Consider the following 21,184-nt stretch of genomic DNA (forward strand, 5'->3'; position numbering starts at 1 on the left):
TCATCCGCACTATGCTCACTTTAATCCGTTGCGAGGGATATACTATGCCCGTTATTAAACTTACATAGAACGGAAAGAGTCATTCAAATGAATGGAAAAAACGAATTGCAACAGCTTAAACCCATCTTGAAGATGATAGGCCGTTAAGACTGCTTGATAAACATTTCTTAAAGTTAGTTTAAAATATTTTCTACAAAATTATGATTCTGCCCTAATAAGTAGTGCTTATGACACTAATGAATTCATTTTTAACTGTGAATCCAAAAAAAGGATTCTTCCTTCAACTGTGCAGAGGCATAAAAAAAGCCGATGTTGAATACCGGCTCAATCTAGATAACTAAAAATTAAGAACATACTCATGAATGGCACTGCAAATTTATTCGGACCATATGGCTTGACATAAAGATATAGTTGAGGAAATAGTTATTAAATAGAACATTTAAAGTTCAATAAAAGGATTATTTAACCTCTAAAAATATTGGATTCGAATAAAACCAAAGATCATCCCATGGATTTTCGCCGGTATGGTCTTTTACCGGCTCAAGTTCATACGTATTGTTAGTCCCACGGAGACGCAAATACATGCTATGATGCGCATTTTTAATCAAATAAGTCATTACCAGATAATCTCCTTCCCTTTTCATTTCCTCTGCATAATACCGTTTTTCAACCCTTGTGGTGAAATTGTGATCTAGGGTTAAGTCGGAAGATTTGCCCGTTACTTCACCAACGATAAGGTCTACCCGATTCACTTGTGGATTATCTCCGTGATGATTTACTGTATCCGGATCAAGAAGCTTTATTGTAATTTGTACATCAGCGTCTTCTTGGATGGGCAAGGTGCCTCCAATTTGGGCGACCTTATTTTTGTAGGCAGCTTTAAATTCAAGTTCAGATATCAAATCACCGGTGGTAATAAAAATACGTCCGTTCCTTATCCCTTCCAGAATATCATCGTAGCTCTTTTTGGCATACACATAGGTTTTGGAATACTCACCAGGCCAAAAATCACTGCCGCCATCCCGCCAGTTGGTGTGGGAGTCCGAGGTGGCCGTAATCCACCAACGACGACCTTCGCCCAGCATAGAATCCCAAAATCCCCCCAAATAAGCGGTCATTTGGTCATACCCCCCCATGGTTTGATTGCCATAGGGTCTGGAATCTGTTGTATCCAAACTGCCGTCAGGCTTCAAATTTCCGGCTTGGTGGCCCGGTGCACCTTCCATTCCCACGGCTACATTTGGGGCAAGATTATTCCAATTGCGAAACTCCCTTGGTTCTTTATGCGCATACTCAAACAAAGAATCGGCACCACGGGAAGGATGGTTGGAAATCAAGACCGGCGGGGTTTTGGCATTTTTCATATAGGTTATGGCCTTCAACATATGTTCTTCGGTTTCGCGCTCCGGTTGCCTAGGAAAAACATCTTTTGTGGCAAATTGGCTTTCAATTTCGTAAAGCAAAGTGTGCTCATGATCGGAATGGGGAATGATCAAACTGTTGTGGTCTGCCGAGGGCGCATCAAATTCCATCCCGTGAAATTGAATGACTTCCGGCGTTTTTTCACGGGATTTTAGCAATTCTGGATACGCATTTTCCAGGTTTATTTTAGCATGGTTCGGTCCTCCATGATCTGTTGCTACCATCCAGTCCAGTCCGTATTGTTTTGCTTTTTCGGCATTCGTTAGGATCGAATACGGCTGTTCTTCAAAATTATAGATGGGCGGGGTGGTCGAAGTATCATATCCGGCACTGTATTTACTATGGATATGGTGATCGCCTGCACGCCAACTTCTTATGCTGTCGTTTTGCCCCGTCATCTTTGTGATTACAAGTACAGTAAAAACAAGCAATGCTGTGCAACTTAAATTTGATGTTTTTTTTAACATGTTCTTTTTTTAAAAATTTCTGGAATATTTTAAATAATCATAATATTCAATTTCTTGCTTTGAGGTTCAATTGCCGTGATCTCTAATGCTGTTTCCCCCACCAACTTTAATGGTTGTTTTGTATTAAAAATTGACCTTAAAGTTTTGAGGATTTTGGGGATTTAAAAGATTTTGCTTGTAAACTAGCATCTGCTTCAATAATATAATCAGCTTTGCTACACGAAGAAAAAGTAATTAATAGGGCTAAAATAGAAAGTCTGAAGCTTGTTTTCATTAAATAAGTTTTGGTTTTATTAAATGTAACTGTCGACTGTAAAGTTTGTGTTAACTTAAGAAAAAGTAACGATTAGCTTTTACTACTGATTATAACCAAAACGTTTCAGCTGCTTTTGATTGGAACGCCAATTCTTATTCACTTTCACGTAGAGCTCTAAGTGGATTTGCTTGCCAAAAAATTGCTCCAAATCTTTCCTAGCCTCTACCCCTACGCGTTTTAAGGCAGCTCCTTTATGACCAATAATAATGCCTTTTTGGGTCTCTCTCTCAACCATAATAACAGAACGGATCCTTATAATGGTTTCTTCTTCAAAAAACTCTTCGGTATCTACCTCAACGGCATAAGGGATTTCTTTTTTGTAATGAATTAAGATTTTTTCACGAATGGTTTCATTGATGAAAAAACGTTCGGGCTTATCCGTTAACTGGTCTTTAGGATAAAATGGTGGCGATTCTGGAAGCAACTCAATAATCCTATTAAATACTTCCTTTACTTGAAATCCTTCTAAAGCAGAAATGGGAATAATCTCTGCATTAGGCACTTTTTCTGCCCAAAATTGTACTTGGGTTTCCAATTGTTCTTGGTTGGAGGTATCAATTTTATTTAAGAGCAATAATACAGGGATTTTAGAAGAGGTAATCTTTTCAAAAAACATATCGTCTTTTAAAGCTTGTTCACCAATTTCAACCATATATAGTAAAATATCGGCATCCTCAAAAGCAGATTTCACAAAACCCATCATAGATTCCTGCAACTCATACGCTGGTTTTATAATACCGGGCGTATCGCTAAACAACACCTGAAAATCATCACCGTTTACAATCCCTAGAATTCTATGACGTGTGGTTTGTGCTTTTGAGGTAATGATAGATAGCTTTTCCCCAACAAACGCGTTCATTAATGTAGATTTCCCAACGTTTGGATTCCCAATAATATTTACATAGCCCGCTTTATGATTCATACACTTTATTTTAATACTGCAAAGTTACAACCTTGAGGCAATTATTACACTATGATATTGTTTTAAACAAAAAAAACAGGAAGCGTTTGCTTCCTGTTTTAATGATACTTTTATTTTGTATCTAAAATTATTGAACTATTTCCAACAATTCAACTTCAAAAACCAAAGCTGCAAATGGTTGTATTGGGCCACCTTGACGTGGACTAGCACCATAAGCTAAATCTTGAGGAATGAAAAATTTGTATTTAGAACCTACAGACATTAATTGTAATCCTTCTGTCCAACCTTTAATAACTTGACCTATACCAAATTGAGCAGGTTCGCCTCTTTCAACCGAACTATCGAAAACAGTTCCGTCAATTAAGGTTCCAGTATAATGAACTTTAACGGTAGAAGTTGCGGTTGGTTTTTCGCCAGTACCTTCTTTTTCAACGATGTATTGTAATCCGCTAGCAGTAGTCTTTACACCCTCTTTTGATTTATTTTCTGTCAAAAACGTTTCTCCAGCAACTTTAACCTCGCCAAATTGTGATTCTAATTCTTTAGCCGCAGCTTCTTGTTGCTTTTGCATCATTTTAGCTTGATTCTTTTGAACATACATTTGGATGATGGTTTGGGCTGCAGCTTTATCCAAAATGGTATTCGTAGAATCCATAGCATTCATATATCCTGCTAAAAACAATTCACTGTTAACTTCTTCAAAATTTGAACCAATACTACTTGCCACATCTAAACCTAATGCATAACTAACAGAATCTACTTCTGTTTTTAATGATTCTTTTGTAACTGTCTTTTTGCTATTGCAAGAAAAAACCAATGATGCTAATACAATGGTTCCTAAAAATTTAAATAATTTCATTTTCTTTTATTTAATGTTTATTGTTAATCTATTTTCAACTACTTAAAATGTATCACTTTATAATAAGAAGTCTATTTTCTGAATGTTTGTTTTGGTTTATTTTAAACCGATGCCAAAAGTAGCAAAATTAAATCCACAATAAAAATATGCTTCGTGTTTTAATAAATAATTTAAGCTTATAAACTCTAAACATGCTTAAGCAACTAATTATAGATATATAATTGTTTATTATTTACATATATTTATGGTATATTTTAGTAATTGATAAACACGTATTTTGCAATTTTACTTTACGTAAGTAATTTAGATTTGATTGTCAGAATCAATCATATAACGACTGTCACCTGTAGCAACTGTCACAAATTAATAATCGTTAAAATAAAAAAACGGATATTCCAATCATTAGATTTATAACACCAACTATTCCAAATGAACACCATTCCCTTTTCTGTTTTACATAGAACTGAACAATTAGAGAAAATACAGAACAGTATTTTCGATTTGGTTATTATTGGTGGCGGCATTACAGGTGCAGGTATAGCTTTGGAAGCTTCATCTCGGGGTTTAAAAGTCTGTCTTATTGAAAAAAATGATTTTGCCTCTGGAACCAGTAATAAATCCACGAAACTCATTCATGGCGGCTTGCGGTATTTAAAGCAATTTGAAATAGGTTTGGTCCATGAATCTGGAACGGAGCGTGCCATTCTTAATAACTTAGCCCCGCATTTAGTGATTCCAGAAAAAATGCTTTTACCCTTGATAGAAGGTGGTAGTTATGGAAAAACGCTGACGTCTCTCGGGCTCATGGTTTATGATTTTTTAGCCGATGTGAATGATGATGACAAACGTAAAATGCTCGACAAAAAGAAAACACTAAAAAAAGAACCGCTGTTAGACGACCGATTTGTTTTAGGTGGTGGTTTTTATACCGAATACAGAACCGATGATGCCCGTTTGACCATCGAAATTTTAAAACAAGCAGCTGGATTTGGTGCTACTATCATTAACTATTGTGAAATGACATCATTCAATTACACCGATTCTTTAATTGAAAATATTGAATGTGTTGACCACAATTCTAAACAAAAAATCATCATAAAAGCCAAAAATTATGTGTCGGCGACAGGCCCTTGGGTGGATGTTATTCGAAAAAAAGATGTCTCCCTTGACAACAAACGCTTGCATTTAACCAAAGGTGTTCATATTGTGTTTCCTTATGAAAAACTGCCCATCAAGCAATCCATTTATTTTGATGTGGATGATGGCAGAATGGTTTTTGGCATTCCCAGAGGAAAAACCACGTATGTAGGCACAACCGACACCAATTATTCTGGAAATTTAAACCATGTGGTGACGACAACGGCGGATGTCGATTATTTACTACATGCTATTAATGGTATGTTCCCAAGTGTGAATCTGACTGTTGAGGATGTGGAATCGAATTGGGCTGGATTACGACCATTGATTCATGAAGACGGTAAAGATCCCTCTGAATTATCCAGAAAAGATGAGATTTTCGTTTCAGATAGCGGACTCATATCCATTGCTGGCGGGAAGTTAACAGGCTACAGAAAAATGGCGCATCGTGTAATTGAAATCGTTTTAAAAACAATGTCCACAAAGGACAAAGGACATATTAAAGAATCCTTTACAGACACCATTCCATTAGTAACACCTGCTTTAAAATCTTCTGAATACGTTGCTTCCTATATAAAAGCACTAGAAAGACAGTTATTGGATTTCGGCATTACCGACCATTTTTATGCGTCATACCTATGTTCAACCTTTGGAAAAAACGCTGATATCATATTAGAAAAAGCAACAACACTATCAGGCAAACCTAATGACCGTTTAGTGAAGGCCGAGTTATGGTACTGTGTCCATTATGAAATGACCAATACGGTAGCCGATTTTTTTGTAAGACGCACCAGTAGCTTATATTTCAACATTAAAAGCATCAGCAAAAATTTAGATGTAGTTGTAAAGGATATGAAACACTATTTTAATTGGGATGCGGATAGAATAAACGCTGAAAAAACCCAAATGCAACAACTTTTATATGATGCAACCCACTATTACGAAACCGAGTTCTAATTAATAAAGTTATGATGGATATTGCCTTAGAACTTAAAAACATACTTCCCCCAAGCAGGGTCAAAACGCGTTACATCGATTTGGTGTCTTACGCGTCTGATGCTGGTTTTTATCATTTGGTTCCAAAAGCAGTAGTGCAACCCATCAACGAGGTTGAGATTATTGCGCTATTTCAATTTTCACAAACATACAGCATCCCTTTGGTATTTCGTACGGGTGGCACCAGTTTATCGGGGCAATCCATCACCGATGGTATTTTAGTGGATTTAAGTCATTCGTGGAAACAGATTGCTGTTGAAAACGATGGTGATACCGTTCGTGTACAACCTGGCATGACGGGGGCTATGGTGAACGCCCATTTAAAAAAATACGGTAAAAAAATAGGTCCCGATCCAGCTAGTATCAATGCCGCTATGATGGGCGGTATTGTATCCAATAACTCCAGCGGGATGTGCTGTGGTGTGGCTTTAAACTCGTACCATACGGTTAAATATTTGCGATTTATCTTGCCTAACGGAAACACCTATTCCACAGAAAACAAAGACGATTATTCCAGATTTCAAAATACTGAAAATGAATTGTTTATCAACTTAGCTAATCTTCAACATACCATTGTATCAAATGCGGAACTGCATGATAAAATCCGTAAAAAATATTTGACCAAAAATACGGTCGGTTATTCGTTAAATGCGTTTATCGATTTCAAACATCCTTTGGATATCTTGGCACATTTACTTATCGGTGCGGAAGGGACTTTGGCTTTTATTTCTGAAGTGGTTTTAAACACCGTTCCTGATTATAAATACAAATCGACTGCCCTACTGTATTTCCATTCCATTTTTGATGCTTGTAAAGCCATCGTGCCTCTTAAAAATTCTGGCGCTATGATGGTGGAACTCATGGACAGAGCGTCGCTAAAGGCTGTTGAAAATATGGAATCCATTCCCCATTTCGTAAAAACATTACCAGAATATGCCGCGGCTTTACTTATTGAATACCAAGAAAACGATTTTGAAGCAATGGATAAAAAAGTCAACTATTTTTTAAGTACGACTGGAAATTTAAACTTAATTCAAACACCAATTTTTACGAGTCATCCTCATGAAATGGCTGCTTTGTGGAAAGTCCGTAAAGGCTTATTCCCTGCTGTCGGCGCCGTCAGAGCCTCTGGAACAACCGTTATTTTGGAAGATGTGGCATTTCCTGTTGAAAAATTGGGCGATGCGATTGTAGATTTACATCTGCTTTTTAAAAAGCATCATTACGATAACGCTATTATTTTCGGACATGCCAAAGATGGTAATATCCACTTTGTGGTGACCCAATCTTTTAATACGGACCATGAGATTAATCGATACGATGTGTTCATTAAAGAGGTGGTGGAACTTGTGGTTACTAAATACGATGGCACTTTAAAAGCAGAACACGGTACGGGTAGAAACATGGCACCTTTTGTGGAAACAGAATGGGGCGGTTTGGGTTATGAGATTATGAAACGTTTGAAACATTCGGTTGACCCACATCTACTTTTAAATCCGGGTGTGATTATTAATGATGATAAACACACACATCTAAAAAATTTAAAAGAACTGCCCACGGTTGAACATGAAGTGGACACCTGTATTGAATGTGGTTATTGCGAACACAAATGCCCGAGCAAAGATTTAACAACCACACCTAGACGACGTATAGTGGTTCGGCGCGCCTTGAAAACGCTGGAAAATAATGGTGATACCGCGAATTACAACCTGCTAAAAGAACAATTTCAATATGATGGCTTGGATACGTGTGCCCTTGATGGCTTATGTGCTACCGCCTGCCCTGTCGATATCAATACAGGCGATTTAGTAAAACGACTTCGAAGTGAAAACCATTCAACATTCGCTAATACGGTGGCTTTAACCGTTGCTAAAAATTTTGCCATGGTACAATGGCTTGTTAGAATGGCTATAAAAAGTGGCACGCTTATCAATAGTTTTTTTGGAAAAAACACCATGACCAGCCTCACCATCCAAATTAGAAAAATCATTCCAAACTCTCCATTATGGACACCACAAATAGCATCACCACCCAGTTTATCGGCTATAGAATCCCATACAATAACCAACCCAGACATTATCTATTTCCCATCGTGTATTTCTAGGGTTTTGGGCACGTATGAAGGCAAAGAGAAAAACAATATGGAAACGTTTTTAAGTATCTGTAAAAAAACAAATATAGCTGTTTCCGTTTTAAAGAATGTGAATAGCAGTTGTTGTGGCCAACCATTTTCATCAAAAGGGCATCAAGACGCTTACCATGTTACAGCCAATACCATTATTGAAAAGCTTTGGAACGCCACCCAATTTGGTACCATTCCTGTGGTGATTGATGTGAGTTCTTGTGCCTACAGCTTAAAACAAATGGGTTCTACCTTAACTGCTGAAAACAAAGACAAATTAAAGAAACTACAAATTTTAGACACGGTCGCGTTTTTACACGATATGGTACTTCCCAAAAGCCAAGTGAAACGTTATAAAAATAGCATTGTGTTGCATTCGGTTTGCGCTCTGGAAAAACTGAAAATTGAAGATAAGTTTATAGGGGTTGCCAAACATTTTGCCAAAGAGGTAATCGTACCAAAAAATAATGGTTGCTGTGGCATGGCGGGCGATAGAGGTTTTATATTTCCAGAGCTGACCAAATCTGCCACAAATGATGAAGCACAAGAATTAAACAATGTGGTTTGTGATGGCTATTATGCCTCAACCAAAACCTGCGAAATGGCGATGAGCCAAGCAATGAATACCAATTATGAATCTATTTTGTATTTGGTGGATGAATGTTTATAAGTTGTTTTTATTTTATAAAAAATTTCTGCTAACTTCGTCAAGTGTCAAATTTTATTTTGAGTATTGTATATCGTAAAGTTGTAACATCTATCAAATTTTCAATATTAAAAAACCTATTTGTGAGAGAAAATTTACTTTTTTTATTATCATCATTATTATTTACATTCACTAATTATGCTCAGTTAGATACAAATTTTGCAAACGGAACTTTCACTGGGGGTTCTGCAACTGTTGTGCAAATAGAAGCTCTTAATGGTGTATCGGTCTATGATTCAGATTTAGCTGCCGATTGTAATAATGCTTGGAAACCTCAAGGTACATTATGTAACAGCAGTAATATCGATAGTAAACTAGAAAGCACTAAAGTAGACATTAATTCTGGAGCAACATGGAATAATAATGGAGGAACAGGGATTGGAGTTCTGGTTATTGATTTAGGAACAGCAAAGAACATTGATTTAGCACAAATTTACCAAATGTACTCTGATGGTAAAACGACTCATGCACAAATTTATGCTCATGTTAATATCACAAGTTCAGCTCCAGATCATTTAGATTCTGGCTGGTTTAGTCTAGGAGCAGAATCTGTAATTGGAGATGGTGAATTAAACAATAATACTGTTACATTACCAACAGATATTTCTTTAACACAAATAAGCACTAGATATATAAAATTACATTTAAGAAATGATGGCAGGTATGGATCTAGTGGCTACATTGAATTAAGAAGCATTAAGCTTTTCCAAACAACAACATTAGAAGCTGAAAGTATTGAGCCTACAAATCAAATAATGATTTATCCAAATCCTGTTAAAAATAATACTAAAATTTATTTACAAGATTTAAATAATGGAACAGTTTCCATCTTTGATATAAATGGAAGGATGGTTTTATCAAAAGAAGTCCATAATAATACAAACACTTTAGATTTATCTCATCTTTCAGCAGGTTTATATCTACTAAATTTAAACTCTGATAAAGGAAGTATAACTAAAAAAATTATTAAGTATTAAAGCTCATTATAATTTAGGCTTATCTGCTACCATTTTAAAAAATAGTAAATAGTCTCATTTTACTCATATTAAACCCAAATCATAATAATTAAAATTTATAGCAATTATTAAATCATCAATATATAATCAAACATTTAAAAAAGATTATGTTTAAATAACTAGAATTTTAGTTTTGAGGATAGATTAGAAAAAAAGATTTTTTTAATAAAAACTACACACAACCATCAATTCACAAACACAACATGAATACATCAAAAATCAACTTAATTTATTCTGTTACAACCTCCCCATACAAATCAAAATCAGCAGCATCCGTAATTTTTACGGTCGTAAATTCGCCCGTTTTTAAATAGGTTTTACTGGCATCAATAAGCACTTCGTTATCTACATCGGGTGAATCAAATTCCGTTCTACCCACAAAATAACCGCCTTCTTTTCTATCAATAACTACTTTAAAGGTGTTGCCTATTTTTTCTTGGTTCAACTCCCAAGAAATTTGTGATTGTAGTTCCATAATCTCGTTGGCACGTTGTTGCTTCACCTCTTCTGGCACATCATCTTCTAAATTATAGGCATGGGTGTTTTCTTCGTGACTGTATGTAAAACAGCCCAAACGCTCAAAACGCATCTCCTTAACCCATTGTTTAAGGGTTTGATAATCTTCTTCAGTTTCACCCGGGTAACCTACAATTAAGGTGGTTCTAATGGTCATATTGGGGACAGCAGCTCTAAAATCTTTTAGTAATTGCGTGGTTTTTTCTTTGGTAGTACCACGACGCATACTTTTAAGAATACTATCAGAAATATGTTGCAACGGAATATCCAAATAATGACATATTTTAGGTTCTCGGTTCATCACATCCAGCACATCCATCGGAAACCCTGTTGGAAAGGCATAATGTAAACGAATCCATTCAATACCATCTACTTTTACCAACGCCTCTAAAAGTTCGGCTAGGTTGCGTTTTTTATATAAATCCAACCCATAATAGGTTATATCTTGGGCGATTAAAATAAGTTCCTTAACACCTTTGGCGGCTAGTTTTTCTGCCTCGGTAACCAAATCTTCAATCGGCGTACTTTTGTGTTTGCCACGCATTAACGGAATGGCACAAAAACTACAGGGGCGATCGCAACCTTCGGCAATTTTTAAATAGGCATAATTTTTTGGTGTGGTTGTTAAACGCTCACCAATCAGCTCGTGTTTATAGTCGGCACCCAACGCTTTCAATAATCCGGGAAGTTCGGTGGTTCCAAAATACTCGTCCACATTCGGGATTTCCTTTAATAAATCTGGCTTGTAACGTTCACTCAAACAACCCGTAACAAATACTTTATCAATTTCGCCATCTTCCTTTTTTTGAACGTATTCCAAAATGGTATTGATGCTTTCTTCTTTGGCATTATTGATAAATCCGCAGGTATTAATCACCACGATATTCCCTTCTTTTTCATGAACCACATCTTTTCCGCTGGCTTTTAATTGCCCCATCAGTACCTCACTATCGTAAACATTTTTACTACAGCCAAGGGTTACAACATTAATTCGGTTTTTCTTTAGAGATTTTGTACGCATGCCTTCTTTAAATAAGTGTGCAAAGATACATAATGATTTACGATATACGATTTATGATTTACGAATTTTGGTTGAAGCTGTTAGCTGTTAGCTGTTAGCTGTTAGCAAAACTAACTTTTAACTTTTAACTATTTATAAACCTTTTATATATTTGATAGTGTAAAACCCAAAACCTACTATTATGAAAAAGTGGCCCATCCTTATAATACTTACTTTCGGATTGTTTTTTGGATGTTCAAGTAATGATAATCCCATTGATCCAGACCCAACTCCTACCGAACTTTATTTCCCAACATCGAATTCTGATACTTGGGTAACAGTGCCTGTCTCCGAATTAGGTTGGAATGCTAGTGCGCTTCAGCCACTTTTGGATTATTTGGAAGAAAAAAACACCAAAGGTTTTATAATGCTTTACAATGGAAAAATTGTTGTTGAAAGCTATTTTAACGGACACAGCGCAACAGCGTCTTGGTATTGGGCGAGTGCCGGAAAAACATTAACCTCAACCGTTTCTGGAATTGCACAAGAAGAGGGCTTGATAAATATCAACAATAAGGTATCGGATTATTTAGGGACTGGTTGGACAAGTGAAACTTTAGATAAAGAGAACCTGATTACCTGTAAAAACCTACTCTCCATGAATTCTGGTCTAGATGATAGTTTAGGTGATGATGTATCGTCTGCTAACTTGCAATATAAAGCCGATGCAGGTACACGCTGGGCATACCATAACGTATATGTGAAAATGCAGGATGTGGTGGCTGCTGCCAGTAACCAAACTTGGAATAATTATTTCAACACAAAATTGAAAGATAAAATTGGCATGACGGGACTTTGGACCCATTTAGATAATTTAAATGTGTACTGGAGCAATACCCGAAGCATGGCACGTTTTGGCTTAATGATTTATGCCGAAGGCACATGGGGAAACACTCAAATTGTCCCTGAAAATTTTTTAAATGAAGCCACCTCAACGTCCCAAAATATCAATCAAGCTTATGGTTATTTATGGTGGTTAAATGGAAAATCGAGTTATTATTTGCCCAAAACCCAAATTGAAATTAATGGCACATTAATTCCTAATGCACCAGCCGATATGTATGCCGCGTTGGGTAAAAATGACCAAAAGATTTATGTGGTGCCTAGTAAAAAACTGGTTATTGTTAGAATGGGAGACGTTGCCGATGGGGCTAATTTTGCATTATCGACTTTTGATAACACACTTTGGGAAAAGATTAATGATTTGATTGAATAAATAGCTTTTTGCTTTAATGTAATTAAAAAAAGCATAATATATGAACAAAAATTTTTATTCTATATGATATGTGGATTCCTGCCTACGCAGGAATGCTATTTAAAAAACGAATCCACAAACTCAAATTTATTGAATACCTGAAGGTCTTCAATACCTTCTCCAACGCCAATATATTTCACGGGAATTTTAAATTGGTCCGAAATACCAATCACCACACCGCCTTTAGCTGTCCCATCTAATTTAGTAACCGCTAGTGAAGTGACTTCTGTAGCTGCAGTAAACTGTTTGGCTTGCTCGAAAGCGTTTTGCCCGGTAGAACCATCTAAAACCAACAAGACATCGTGAGGTGCATCGTCCACCACTTTTTGCATGACGCGTTTTACTTTGGTCAGCTCGTTCATTAAATTCACTTTATTATGCAAACGACCAGCGGTGTCAATAATAACCACATCCGCATTTTGGGTCACGGCACTCTTAAGCGTATCGAATGCTACAGATGCTGGGTCGCTACCCATAGATTGCTTAACCAACGGTACGCCTACTCTATCTGCCCAAACCTGTAATTGATCGATGGCAGCGGCTCTAAACGTATCAGCCGCACCAAGCACCACATTCAATCCTTGCTTTTTAAATTGATAGGCTAATTTCCCAATGGTGGTTGTTTTACCAACACCATTAACGCCTACCACCATAATCACATAGGGCTTTTTAGTGGATGGAATGGTAAATTGGGTATCTTCTCCAGAGTTGGTTTCAGATAACAACCCAGCTATTTCTTCGCGAAGGATTAAATTAAGTTCGTCGGTCCCTAAATATTTATCTTTAGCTACTCTGGCTTCAATGCGTTCTATCACTTTAAGGGTTGTGTTTACACCTACATCACTAGACACCAATATCTCTTCCAAATTATCTAAAACCTCATCATCTACTTTAGATTTTCCTGCAACGGCCTTACTTAATTTACCAAAAAAACTAGATTTAGATTTTTCAAGCCCTTTATCTAGGGTTTCCTTTTTTTCTGATGAAAATATTTTTTTAAAAAAACTCATTCTTTTAAATGTGTATTCGTTTGTTTTTTATTTGTTTAGGCGTTTGATCCACGATATTGATGGAAACGATGTAACAACTTTCTTGCCCATTATGACCTACTGAAAAATTGTCATTAAAACGGGATGTAAATATAAAACAAAAGCCGCTTTCTTAAAGAAAGCAGCTTTTAAATATCTATAAAAAAGTAAATTATTTCTTGCTTAAGAAATTGTCTACTAATTCTGGCGCCATAATTGATTCAACAAATGTGTAAGCTCCCGTTTTTGGGGATTTTACCATTTTTATAGCTTTTGATAATCTTTTTGATCCTGTTTGTAACGATGCTACTGCTTTCTTTGCCATGATTCAATACATTTTGAAGTTTAAGAACTTCTAATTATTTAATTTCTTTGTGAACTGTCATACGTTTAAGAATAGGATTAAATTTTTTAATCTCCATTCTATCTGGTGTATTCTTTTTGTTTTTAGTTGTAATGTATCTTGAAGTTCCTGGTTGTCCAGATTCTTTATGCTCAGTACATTCTAATATAACTTGTATTCTGCTACCTTTCTTTGCCATGTTTTCTTAACTTATTAAATGCGGCTATTATTTTAAAAAACCTTTAGATTTTGCATCTTTAATCGCTGCTGTAATCCCTATTTTATTAATAGTTTTTAAAGCCGAAGTAGATACTTTTAAAGTTACCCAATTATCCTCTTCTGGAATGTAAAAACGTTTTTTAACTAAGTTCGCATTAAATTTGCGTTTAGTTTTATTCATCGCATGAGACACGTTGTTTCCAACCATTGCCTTCTTACCGGTAAGTTCACAAACTCTTGACATTATTATATAACTTTAAATATTGTTGTTTAAAAACGAGGTGCAAATATACAAAATCTTTAATTTATGACAATCTATTTATTATCAATTTTTAAAAATTTCTTTTAAGAGCATTTCAAAGGCTTTATTAGCAGCCTGATTAATGACTTTGGAACGAATATTTCCAAGCATGAATTTTCGGGAATATACCGTAGTTTTAGTTGCGATAGCGACATAAACCGTACCCACTTCCACATTAGAATCGCCTTTGGTTGGTCCAGCATTTCCTGTGGTTGCAATGGCATAATCTGTTTTAAACATTCGCAAAACATGTAGAGCCATAGATTCTGCTACTTGGGAACTCACAACAGAATGTTCTGCAATATCATCTTTGGAAATGCCTAGAATGTCTATTTTCGACTCGGTGGCGTAACTGACAATACTTCCTTTAAAATAAGCGGATGCTCCCGAATTGGCAATAAATCGTTCAGCTATTTTCCCCCCTGTACAACTTTCGGCGGTAGCAATTGTCTTTCCAATGGCTGTTAATTTTTGCCCTATAGCTACCTCAATGGAATTATCGTCATCATCAAAACCAATAAATTCATCCTTTACTAAAGGCAATACCTTATTAATTTCATTTTGAACATCCGCAATAATTTGTTGTTCATCCAATCCTTTGGCAGACAAACGCAACCTCATCCTGCCTAAATCTGGCAGATACGCTAACTTGATGTGCTTAGGAAGTGCATCTTCCCAAGATGCTATTCTATCGGCTAAAGTACTTTCACCCAAGCCATAAATCAATAAAGTTTTATGTAAAATAAAAGGACATTTAAACTTAATTTTTAATCTAGGAAGCACCTCGTTAGTCATTAAACCTTTCATTTCAAAAGGTACACCCGGTAAAGAAATAAATACTTTATTATTCTTTTCGAGCCACATACCCGGAGCTGTTCCCAAGGTATTCATTAAAACGGTTGCTTTTGAAGGCACCAATGCTTGATCTATGTTTACTTGCAACAACGTCTGCCTAACATATTGCTTCCAAATGGATTCAATATTTGCTAAAACAGAAGCATCCCTGATTAATACATCGTTAAAATATTCCGCTATGGTTTTTTTAGTGATATCGTCCTTTGTTGGCCCTAAACCACCTGTAATGATGATGATATCCACATGACTTTCAGCATCTTTAAACGCTGTTAAAATATGAGATTTGTCGTCTTGAACAGAAGTAATTTGATAAACCGATACACCAATTTTGTTGAGTTCTTTTGCTATAAAAGCAGAATTTGTGTCAATAACTTGACCTATGAGAAGCTCATCGCCTATGGTGATTATTTCGGCTAACATTATAAATTAAAATCTGATCTTATTTCATCAACAGCTCGTTCTACCGCAGCAATAACAATATCCAGTTGGGGTTTAATATCTAAATCCGTTTTCTGGAATTTGCCCCAATCCTGAACTTCAATTAAAATATCAAGCACGCCAAGTTCGAATAAATCGACAGTCGGTTTCATTTTATGTGCCGCTTGATACGCATTGTAGTAATCCTTTTCGGCTACTGCTTTTTGTAAGCGTTCGGCATCTTCGGGAACTTCCTCTAAAAAGGCGGCCGCTAAAGTGGCGATAAACTCTTCATCGTTGTCCGCTAATTCACGTACTCTAAATAATTTGTAATGCTGTTCCATTTATTTAACTATTATTGAAAACATTTTTTTATCTTCTATGAATCCTGAAAGCTTATCATTTACCTCAACTTTGCCTACGCCGGCGGGAGTTCCTGTAAATATAATATCTCCTATCTTTAATGTGAAATATTTTGAAATATATTCTATCAATTCATCAATTTTCCATAACATAAGGCTTGTATTTCCGATTTGAACAATATTTTCGTTTTTTTTTAAAGAAAATTCAATGGCATTCACGTCCTTAATGTCTTTAATAGGAATCCAATCGCCTATAACCGCAGCACCATCAAACGACTTTGCTTTTTCCCAAGGCAGGCCTTTTTCTTTTAATTTGGTTTGTACATCGCGGGCGGTAAAATCGATTCCAAGTCCAATCTCATTATAATATTTATGCGCAAATTTTTTATCAATGTGCTTTCCTATTCTATTAATCTTAACCAAAACCTCAACCTCGTAATGGACATCATTCGAAAAATCCGGTATAAAAAAAGGCTGTTTTTTTAACAAAATAGCCGTGTCTGGTTTTAAAAAAATAACAGGATCTGTCGGTTTTTCGTTTTCCAACTCTTTAATATGTTCTGCGTAGTTTCTACCGATGCAGATGATTTTCATTGTTGTTTAGTTGTTAAGGTGTTTAGTCGTTTAGTTGAAGTAACTTTTAACTTTTAACTTTTAACTTTTAACTTTTTAACTTTTTAACCTAGTTTATTATTAAAATTTCTTAGTTTGATGGCTGTCAACACTTTTTTGGTGTATAAGGGGAAATCGGCATTTAATAACCATCCAAAATAACCAGGTTCTGTTTCCAAGACGTCTGTCACCAATTTGCCTTTATGCTTACCAAAAGCAAAACATTCCTCACCTTTTTTAGTATAACCTATAAACCCCGCAAAATCCGCAAATTGTTTTCGTGTGCTGAACTCCGCCAAAAACTTGGTGTCATTTTCAATCTCTTTGTATTTATCGATTTGGGCCTTTAGAACTTCGTAAGTGGCGTTGGTGTCGGCTTCTGCTCCGTGGGCGCCTTCCAGTTCTTTATTGCAATAAAATTGATATGCAGCACTTAAGGTACGTTGTTCCATTTTATGGAAAATAGTTTGTACGTCTATAGACAATCTGTTTTTCATATCGAAATCCACTTCAGCCCGCAACATTTCTTCTGCCAACAACGGAATATCAAATCGGTCGGAATTAAAACCCGCCAAATCTGAATCCTTAATCATATTATAAATCTCTTTGGCAACTTCTTTAAATGAGGGTTTATCGGCTACATCGGCATCCGTAATACCATGAATGGCAGTGACTTCTTTAGGAATGGGCACTAGTGGATTAACCAACCATGTTTTACGTTCTTCCTTCCCATTTGGGAATACTTTGAGAACAGAAATTTCAACAATTCTGTCGGTGGTTATATTGACGCCCGTCGTTTCTAAATCGAAAAAACAGATGGGTTTTGTTAAATTGAGTTGCATAAGATATATTTTACAAAAGTGTAAAGATACTAAATTGAAAAGTGTAGAAAACAAAAAATCCAACCGTTTTATGGGTTAGATTTTGCATATAATTTAATATTATTTAGATTTCCCTATGACTATCCCAAGCCTCTAAGTAATCTTTTACGGCTTTTACAAACTGACCTCCAAGGGCACCATTAACCACTCTGTGATCGTAAGAATGGGATAAGAACATTTTATATCGAATGCCTATAAAATCGCCTTCAGCAGTTTCAATTACTGCAGGTGTTTTTCGTATGGCGCCCAGAGCCAAAATACCAACTTGTGGTTGATTGATGATAGGCGTTCCCATAATACTTCCAAACGAACCAACATTGGTTACGGTATACGTACCACCATGTGTATCGTCTGGTTTTAATTTGCCTGTTTTGGCGCGATTCGCTAAGTCATTCACCTGTTTTGTCATACCAAACAAATTAAGTTGATCAGCATTTTTTATAACGGGCACTATTAAATTCCCATTTGGTAGCGAGGCCGCCATACCCAGATTGATGTTTTTCTTTTTGATTATTTTATCACCTTGAACAGAAATATTCATCATGGGATAATCTCGAAGCGCTTTGGCAATGGCTTCCATAAATATGGGCGTGAACGTTAAATTTTCACCCGTACGTTTCATGAAATCATCTTTAACTTTTTGTCTCCAGTTCCAAATTTTGGTCACATCGGCCTCAATAAAACTTTGTACATGGGCAGAGGTTTGAATGGACTCCATCATATGATGTGAAATGAGTTTCCCCATTCTGGTCATCTCAATAATTTCATCCTCACCACCTGGCATTATTGGTGTTTGAGTAAGTTTAGGCGTTTCTTGTATTGGTATTGTATTTTGTATGATTGGAGTGTCCTCTATAAGAGACTCAACTTTAGATTGAATAGGAGCTGTTTCTGTAATGACATTATCCTCTTTAACCTGATGTAATGACGTGTCAATTTTGCTTTCGAAGGTATTCTGACCATTAGATTTATTTTCTATATACCCCAAAATATCATCTTTTGTAACACGTCCTTCTTTACCTGATCCAGAAATCGTGTCTAATTCCAATTGGGAAATACCTTCTTGCTTCGCAATATTCTTCACTAATGGAGAATAAAATCGCCCATCGCTGGAAGCTAAAGGGCTCACTGTTTCTTTAGCAGCTTGGATAGTTTGTGAAACATGTTCAACAGCTTCCATAAGTTCCGGTTCTTCAAAAGAGGACGAAGGCTCTTGTTCAACATCTGCTTCAGTTTCAATAATGGCAATGACTTGACCAACTTGTACTACGTCGTCTATATTAAAGCGTTTTTCAATCAAAACACCTTCCACCTCACTAGGCACTTCACTATCTACTTTATCTGTTGCTATTTCTAAAACAGCTTCATCAAGTTCAATGGTGTCACCAACTTCTTTTAACCATGATGTGATGGTTGCTTCTGCAACACTTTCGCCCATTTTTGGTAATTTAAGTTCAAACTTTGCCATATTTATAAAGTAAACTGCTATTTTATTAACGCTGCAAAATTAGTGAAAAATCAATAATTTCTTAAGGCAATTAATAATTAAAACTATTCAAAAACAATGATTTCACCCCTACTAATAACATTATCGCTACCAATTATAAAGTTAGAATTGTTAGGTAATATTTTATATGTCAACGATTTAACAGCACTTTTATCTTCTATAAAACCAATTATACTTTTATAACTTAATAGATTGGCATCAAAAATAATTTCATCATTATTTTTGATATCTTCTAAGTTTGAGCTTAAAACAACTTCTTTTGCTAGTATTAGCTTTAAACTTTTATTCACTTTATTGGAAATAAAAACATATCTGAAAATATTTTTTCTCTTAATTACAGGAATTTTTCTGGTTAGGTAAGCCAGTCTAATACCCAACCAAACAAACATATTGAACAGTATATTCTTTTTAAAATGCTTCATATAAAATATTTGCATGGCACCAAAAAAACGCTTGGCATAATGTTTATCCCGTAATGTACTTTCTCCTTTAAAATGAATCACTGTAGTTTCACCATAATAATAATTTTGGAACCCTGATTTTAAAATTCTGTATGACAAATCAATATCTTCACCATACATAAAATAATCTTCATCAAATCCACCAACAACATTATAAAGTTCGCATTTTAAAAACATGAAAGCACCAACCAAAATGTCTACTTTAGCTGATTCATCTTTATTTAAATGAGAGGCATAATACAGCTTAGGATTTCCTAAAAGCTTTAATAAAGATGCTTTTACGTATGGAATGTTTCGTTTGCTTTCTGGCAGAAATTCTCCTGAACCATTAATCAATTTACACCCAACAATACCCAATTTGTCTTTGCTGGATGAAAATTCCAAAAGTTTTATAAACGTATCTTCTGAAACAACGGTATCGGGATTTAGAATACAAATATACTCGCCTTTAGCTTTAGCAACTCCTATATTGTTTCCTTTTGAAAAACCATAATTTTCATGGTTTTCAATAAGAATAACTTCTGGGAATAACTGCCTAACCATCTCGCAGCTTTTGTCCTCAGAATGATTATCAACCACAATAATTTCGGCATCAATAGTTATAATAGCCTGCTGAACACTTTTTAAACAGAGTTCTAAAAAATAGCGAACATTATAGTTTAATATAACAATGGAGAGTTTCAAATGCGGTTTATGATTTTAATGTAGCTTCAAATGGAATTCTGTTTATAATACTGCGCCCTAAAGTAATCTCATCGGCATATTCCAATTCATCCCCAACAGATATGCCTCTTGCTATTGTTGATGTTAAAACATTGTATTCTTGAATTTTTCGGTAAATATAAAAATTAGTGGTATCACCTTCCATGGTAGAACTTAATGCAAAAATAAGTTCTTTTACTTTGCCTAGTTTTACTTTTTCAACCAACGATTCTATATTTAAATCATGCGGCCCAACACCATCCATAGGCGATATTTTACCTCCCAAAACATGGTACAATCCTTTAAAGGAGCTTGTGTTTTCAATAGCCATAACATCCCTTACATCTTCAACAACACATATAATAGCTTCATTACGATTCGGATTAGAACAAATATCGCATACATCCACATCGCTAATATTATGACAAGATTTACATAATTTTATGTCATTTCGCATGGTTTGCAAAGCTTCAGTAAGTGCTAATGTTTGCTCTTTGGGCTGCCGTAGCATATGCAAAACCAAACGTAAAGCAGTGCGCTTGCCAATACCTGGGAGCTGAGACATTTCATTGACGGCACGTTCAAGTAGTTTTGAAGAAAATTCCATAGGCTGCGAATTTACAATTTTAGGTTTAATAATGAATACCAAAACCATTTCAAATTATTAGCAATTATTTTGGTTTGTAATTTTGTATATTTCGC

Annotated in this window: 20 protein-coding genes; 4 read left to right on the plus strand and 16 right to left on the minus strand. The window is 35.6% G+C overall.

Going from position 1 to position 21,184, the window contains the following annotated elements; all coding sequences use genetic code 11:
• Positions 1–458: 458 nt before the first annotated feature.
• The 4 genes from CSW08_RS00210 to CSW08_RS00220 all read right to left on the minus strand — a co-directional run bounded on the left by CSW08_RS00210 (position 459) and on the right by CSW08_RS00220 (position 3,986).
• On the minus strand, positions 459–1,889 hold the full coding sequence (locus tag CSW08_RS00210; RefSeq protein WP_106657899.1) for a CehA/McbA family metallohydrolase domain-containing protein: 1,431 nt from the start codon (positions 1,887–1,889) through the stop codon (positions 459–461).
• 136 nt (positions 1,890–2,025) lie between these two features.
• Positions 2,026–2,163: a hypothetical protein gene (locus CSW08_RS18030; RefSeq protein WP_157831401.1), complete on the minus strand. Its 138-nt coding sequence runs from the start codon at positions 2,161–2,163 to the stop codon at positions 2,026–2,028.
• Positions 2,164–2,245: 82 nt separating this feature from the next.
• Positions 2,246–3,127 (minus strand): GTPase Era, encoded by an 882-nt coding sequence (era, locus tag CSW08_RS00215; RefSeq protein WP_106657900.1) that lies wholly within the window; start codon positions 3,125–3,127, stop codon positions 2,246–2,248.
• A 127-nt stretch (positions 3,128–3,254) separates the two neighbouring features.
• Positions 3,255–3,986, minus strand: a complete 732-nt coding sequence (locus CSW08_RS00220) for an FKBP-type peptidyl-prolyl cis-trans isomerase (protein WP_106657901.1) — start codon at positions 3,984–3,986, stop codon at positions 3,255–3,257.
• Between the two features lie 429 nt (positions 3,987–4,415).
• Between CSW08_RS00220 and CSW08_RS00225 the strand changes: the two genes are divergently transcribed.
• From CSW08_RS00225 to CSW08_RS00235, 3 genes are all read left to right on the plus strand, one after another.
• The gene (locus tag CSW08_RS00225) at positions 4,416–6,080 is read left to right on the plus strand and encodes a glycerol-3-phosphate dehydrogenase/oxidase (protein WP_106657902.1); all 1,665 of its coding nucleotides are present in this window, start codon (positions 4,416–4,418) and stop codon (positions 6,078–6,080) included.
• A gap of 11 nt (positions 6,081–6,091) precedes the next feature.
• Positions 6,092–8,911, plus strand: a complete 2,820-nt coding sequence (locus CSW08_RS00230; protein WP_203226822.1) for an FAD-binding and (Fe-S)-binding domain-containing protein — start codon at positions 6,092–6,094, stop codon at positions 8,909–8,911.
• 119 nt (positions 8,912–9,030) lie between these two features.
• On the plus strand, positions 9,031–9,924 hold the full coding sequence (locus tag CSW08_RS00235) for a T9SS type A sorting domain-containing protein (protein ID WP_157831402.1): 894 nt from the start codon (positions 9,031–9,033) through the stop codon (positions 9,922–9,924).
• A gap of 268 nt (positions 9,925–10,192) precedes the next feature.
• Here CSW08_RS00235 and rimO read toward each other — a convergent pair whose 3' ends face one another.
• Positions 10,193–11,500 carry a 30S ribosomal protein S12 methylthiotransferase RimO gene (gene rimO, locus CSW08_RS00240; RefSeq protein ID WP_106657905.1) on the minus strand — a complete coding sequence of 436 codons (1,308 nt, stop codon included), beginning with the start codon at positions 11,498–11,500 and terminating at the stop codon, positions 10,193–10,195.
• 181 nt (positions 11,501–11,681) lie between these two features.
• Between rimO and CSW08_RS00245 the strand changes: the two genes are divergently transcribed.
• The gene (locus CSW08_RS00245; RefSeq protein ID WP_106657906.1) at positions 11,682–12,755 is read left to right on the plus strand and encodes a serine hydrolase domain-containing protein; all 1,074 of its coding nucleotides are present in this window, start codon (positions 11,682–11,684) and stop codon (positions 12,753–12,755) included.
• A 95-nt stretch (positions 12,756–12,850) separates the two neighbouring features.
• Here CSW08_RS00245 and ftsY read toward each other — a convergent pair whose 3' ends face one another.
• The 11 genes from ftsY to recR form a co-directional block, all read right to left on the minus strand.
• On the minus strand, positions 12,851–13,804 hold the full coding sequence (ftsY, locus tag CSW08_RS00250; protein WP_106657907.1) for a signal recognition particle-docking protein FtsY: 954 nt from the start codon (positions 13,802–13,804) through the stop codon (positions 12,851–12,853).
• A 190-nt stretch (positions 13,805–13,994) separates the two neighbouring features.
• Positions 13,995–14,147 carry a DUF4295 domain-containing protein gene (locus CSW08_RS00255; RefSeq protein WP_106657908.1) on the minus strand — a complete coding sequence of 51 codons (153 nt, stop codon included), beginning with the start codon at positions 14,145–14,147 and terminating at the stop codon, positions 13,995–13,997.
• A 34-nt stretch (positions 14,148–14,181) separates the two neighbouring features.
• On the minus strand, positions 14,182–14,364 hold the full coding sequence (rpmG, locus tag CSW08_RS00260; RefSeq protein WP_100612071.1) for a 50S ribosomal protein L33: 183 nt from the start codon (positions 14,362–14,364) through the stop codon (positions 14,182–14,184).
• A gap of 27 nt (positions 14,365–14,391) precedes the next feature.
• A complete protein-coding gene (rpmB, locus tag CSW08_RS00265) occupies positions 14,392–14,628 on the minus strand; it encodes a 50S ribosomal protein L28 (protein ID WP_106657909.1) in 237 nt (78 codons plus the stop codon).
• Positions 14,629–14,709: 81 nt separating this feature from the next.
• Positions 14,710–15,960: a CinA family nicotinamide mononucleotide deamidase-related protein gene (locus tag CSW08_RS00270; protein ID WP_106657910.1), complete on the minus strand. Its 1,251-nt coding sequence runs from the start codon at positions 15,958–15,960 to the stop codon at positions 14,710–14,712.
• Positions 15,960–16,301, minus strand: coding sequence for an Hpt domain-containing protein (locus CSW08_RS00275; RefSeq protein WP_106657911.1), 342 nt, complete (start codon positions 16,299–16,301; stop codon positions 15,960–15,962). The genes CSW08_RS00270 and CSW08_RS00275 overlap by 1 nt, the downstream gene beginning before the upstream one ends.
• The gene (locus CSW08_RS00280) at positions 16,302–16,913 is read right to left on the minus strand and encodes a fumarylacetoacetate hydrolase family protein (RefSeq protein ID WP_106657912.1); all 612 of its coding nucleotides are present in this window, start codon (positions 16,911–16,913) and stop codon (positions 16,302–16,304) included. It lies immediately after the preceding gene.
• Positions 16,914–16,996: 83 nt separating this feature from the next.
• A complete protein-coding gene (locus tag CSW08_RS00285; RefSeq protein WP_106657913.1) occupies positions 16,997–17,773 on the minus strand; it encodes a 3'-5' exonuclease in 777 nt (258 codons plus the stop codon).
• A gap of 103 nt (positions 17,774–17,876) precedes the next feature.
• Positions 17,877–19,280: a dihydrolipoamide acetyltransferase family protein gene (locus tag CSW08_RS00290; protein ID WP_106657914.1), complete on the minus strand. Its 1,404-nt coding sequence runs from the start codon at positions 19,278–19,280 to the stop codon at positions 17,877–17,879.
• 83 nt (positions 19,281–19,363) lie between these two features.
• Positions 19,364–20,464 carry a glycosyltransferase family 2 protein gene (locus tag CSW08_RS00295; protein ID WP_106657915.1) on the minus strand — a complete coding sequence of 367 codons (1,101 nt, stop codon included), beginning with the start codon at positions 20,462–20,464 and terminating at the stop codon, positions 19,364–19,366.
• 7 nt (positions 20,465–20,471) lie between these two features.
• Positions 20,472–21,089: a recombination mediator RecR gene (gene recR / locus CSW08_RS00300; RefSeq protein ID WP_106657944.1), complete on the minus strand. Its 618-nt coding sequence runs from the start codon at positions 21,087–21,089 to the stop codon at positions 20,472–20,474.
• Positions 21,090–21,184 lie beyond the last annotated feature (95 nt).

Source organism: Confluentibacter flavum, assembly GCF_002843175.1.
GTDB lineage: Bacteria > Bacteroidota > Bacteroidia > Flavobacteriales > Flavobacteriaceae > Confluentibacter > Confluentibacter flavum.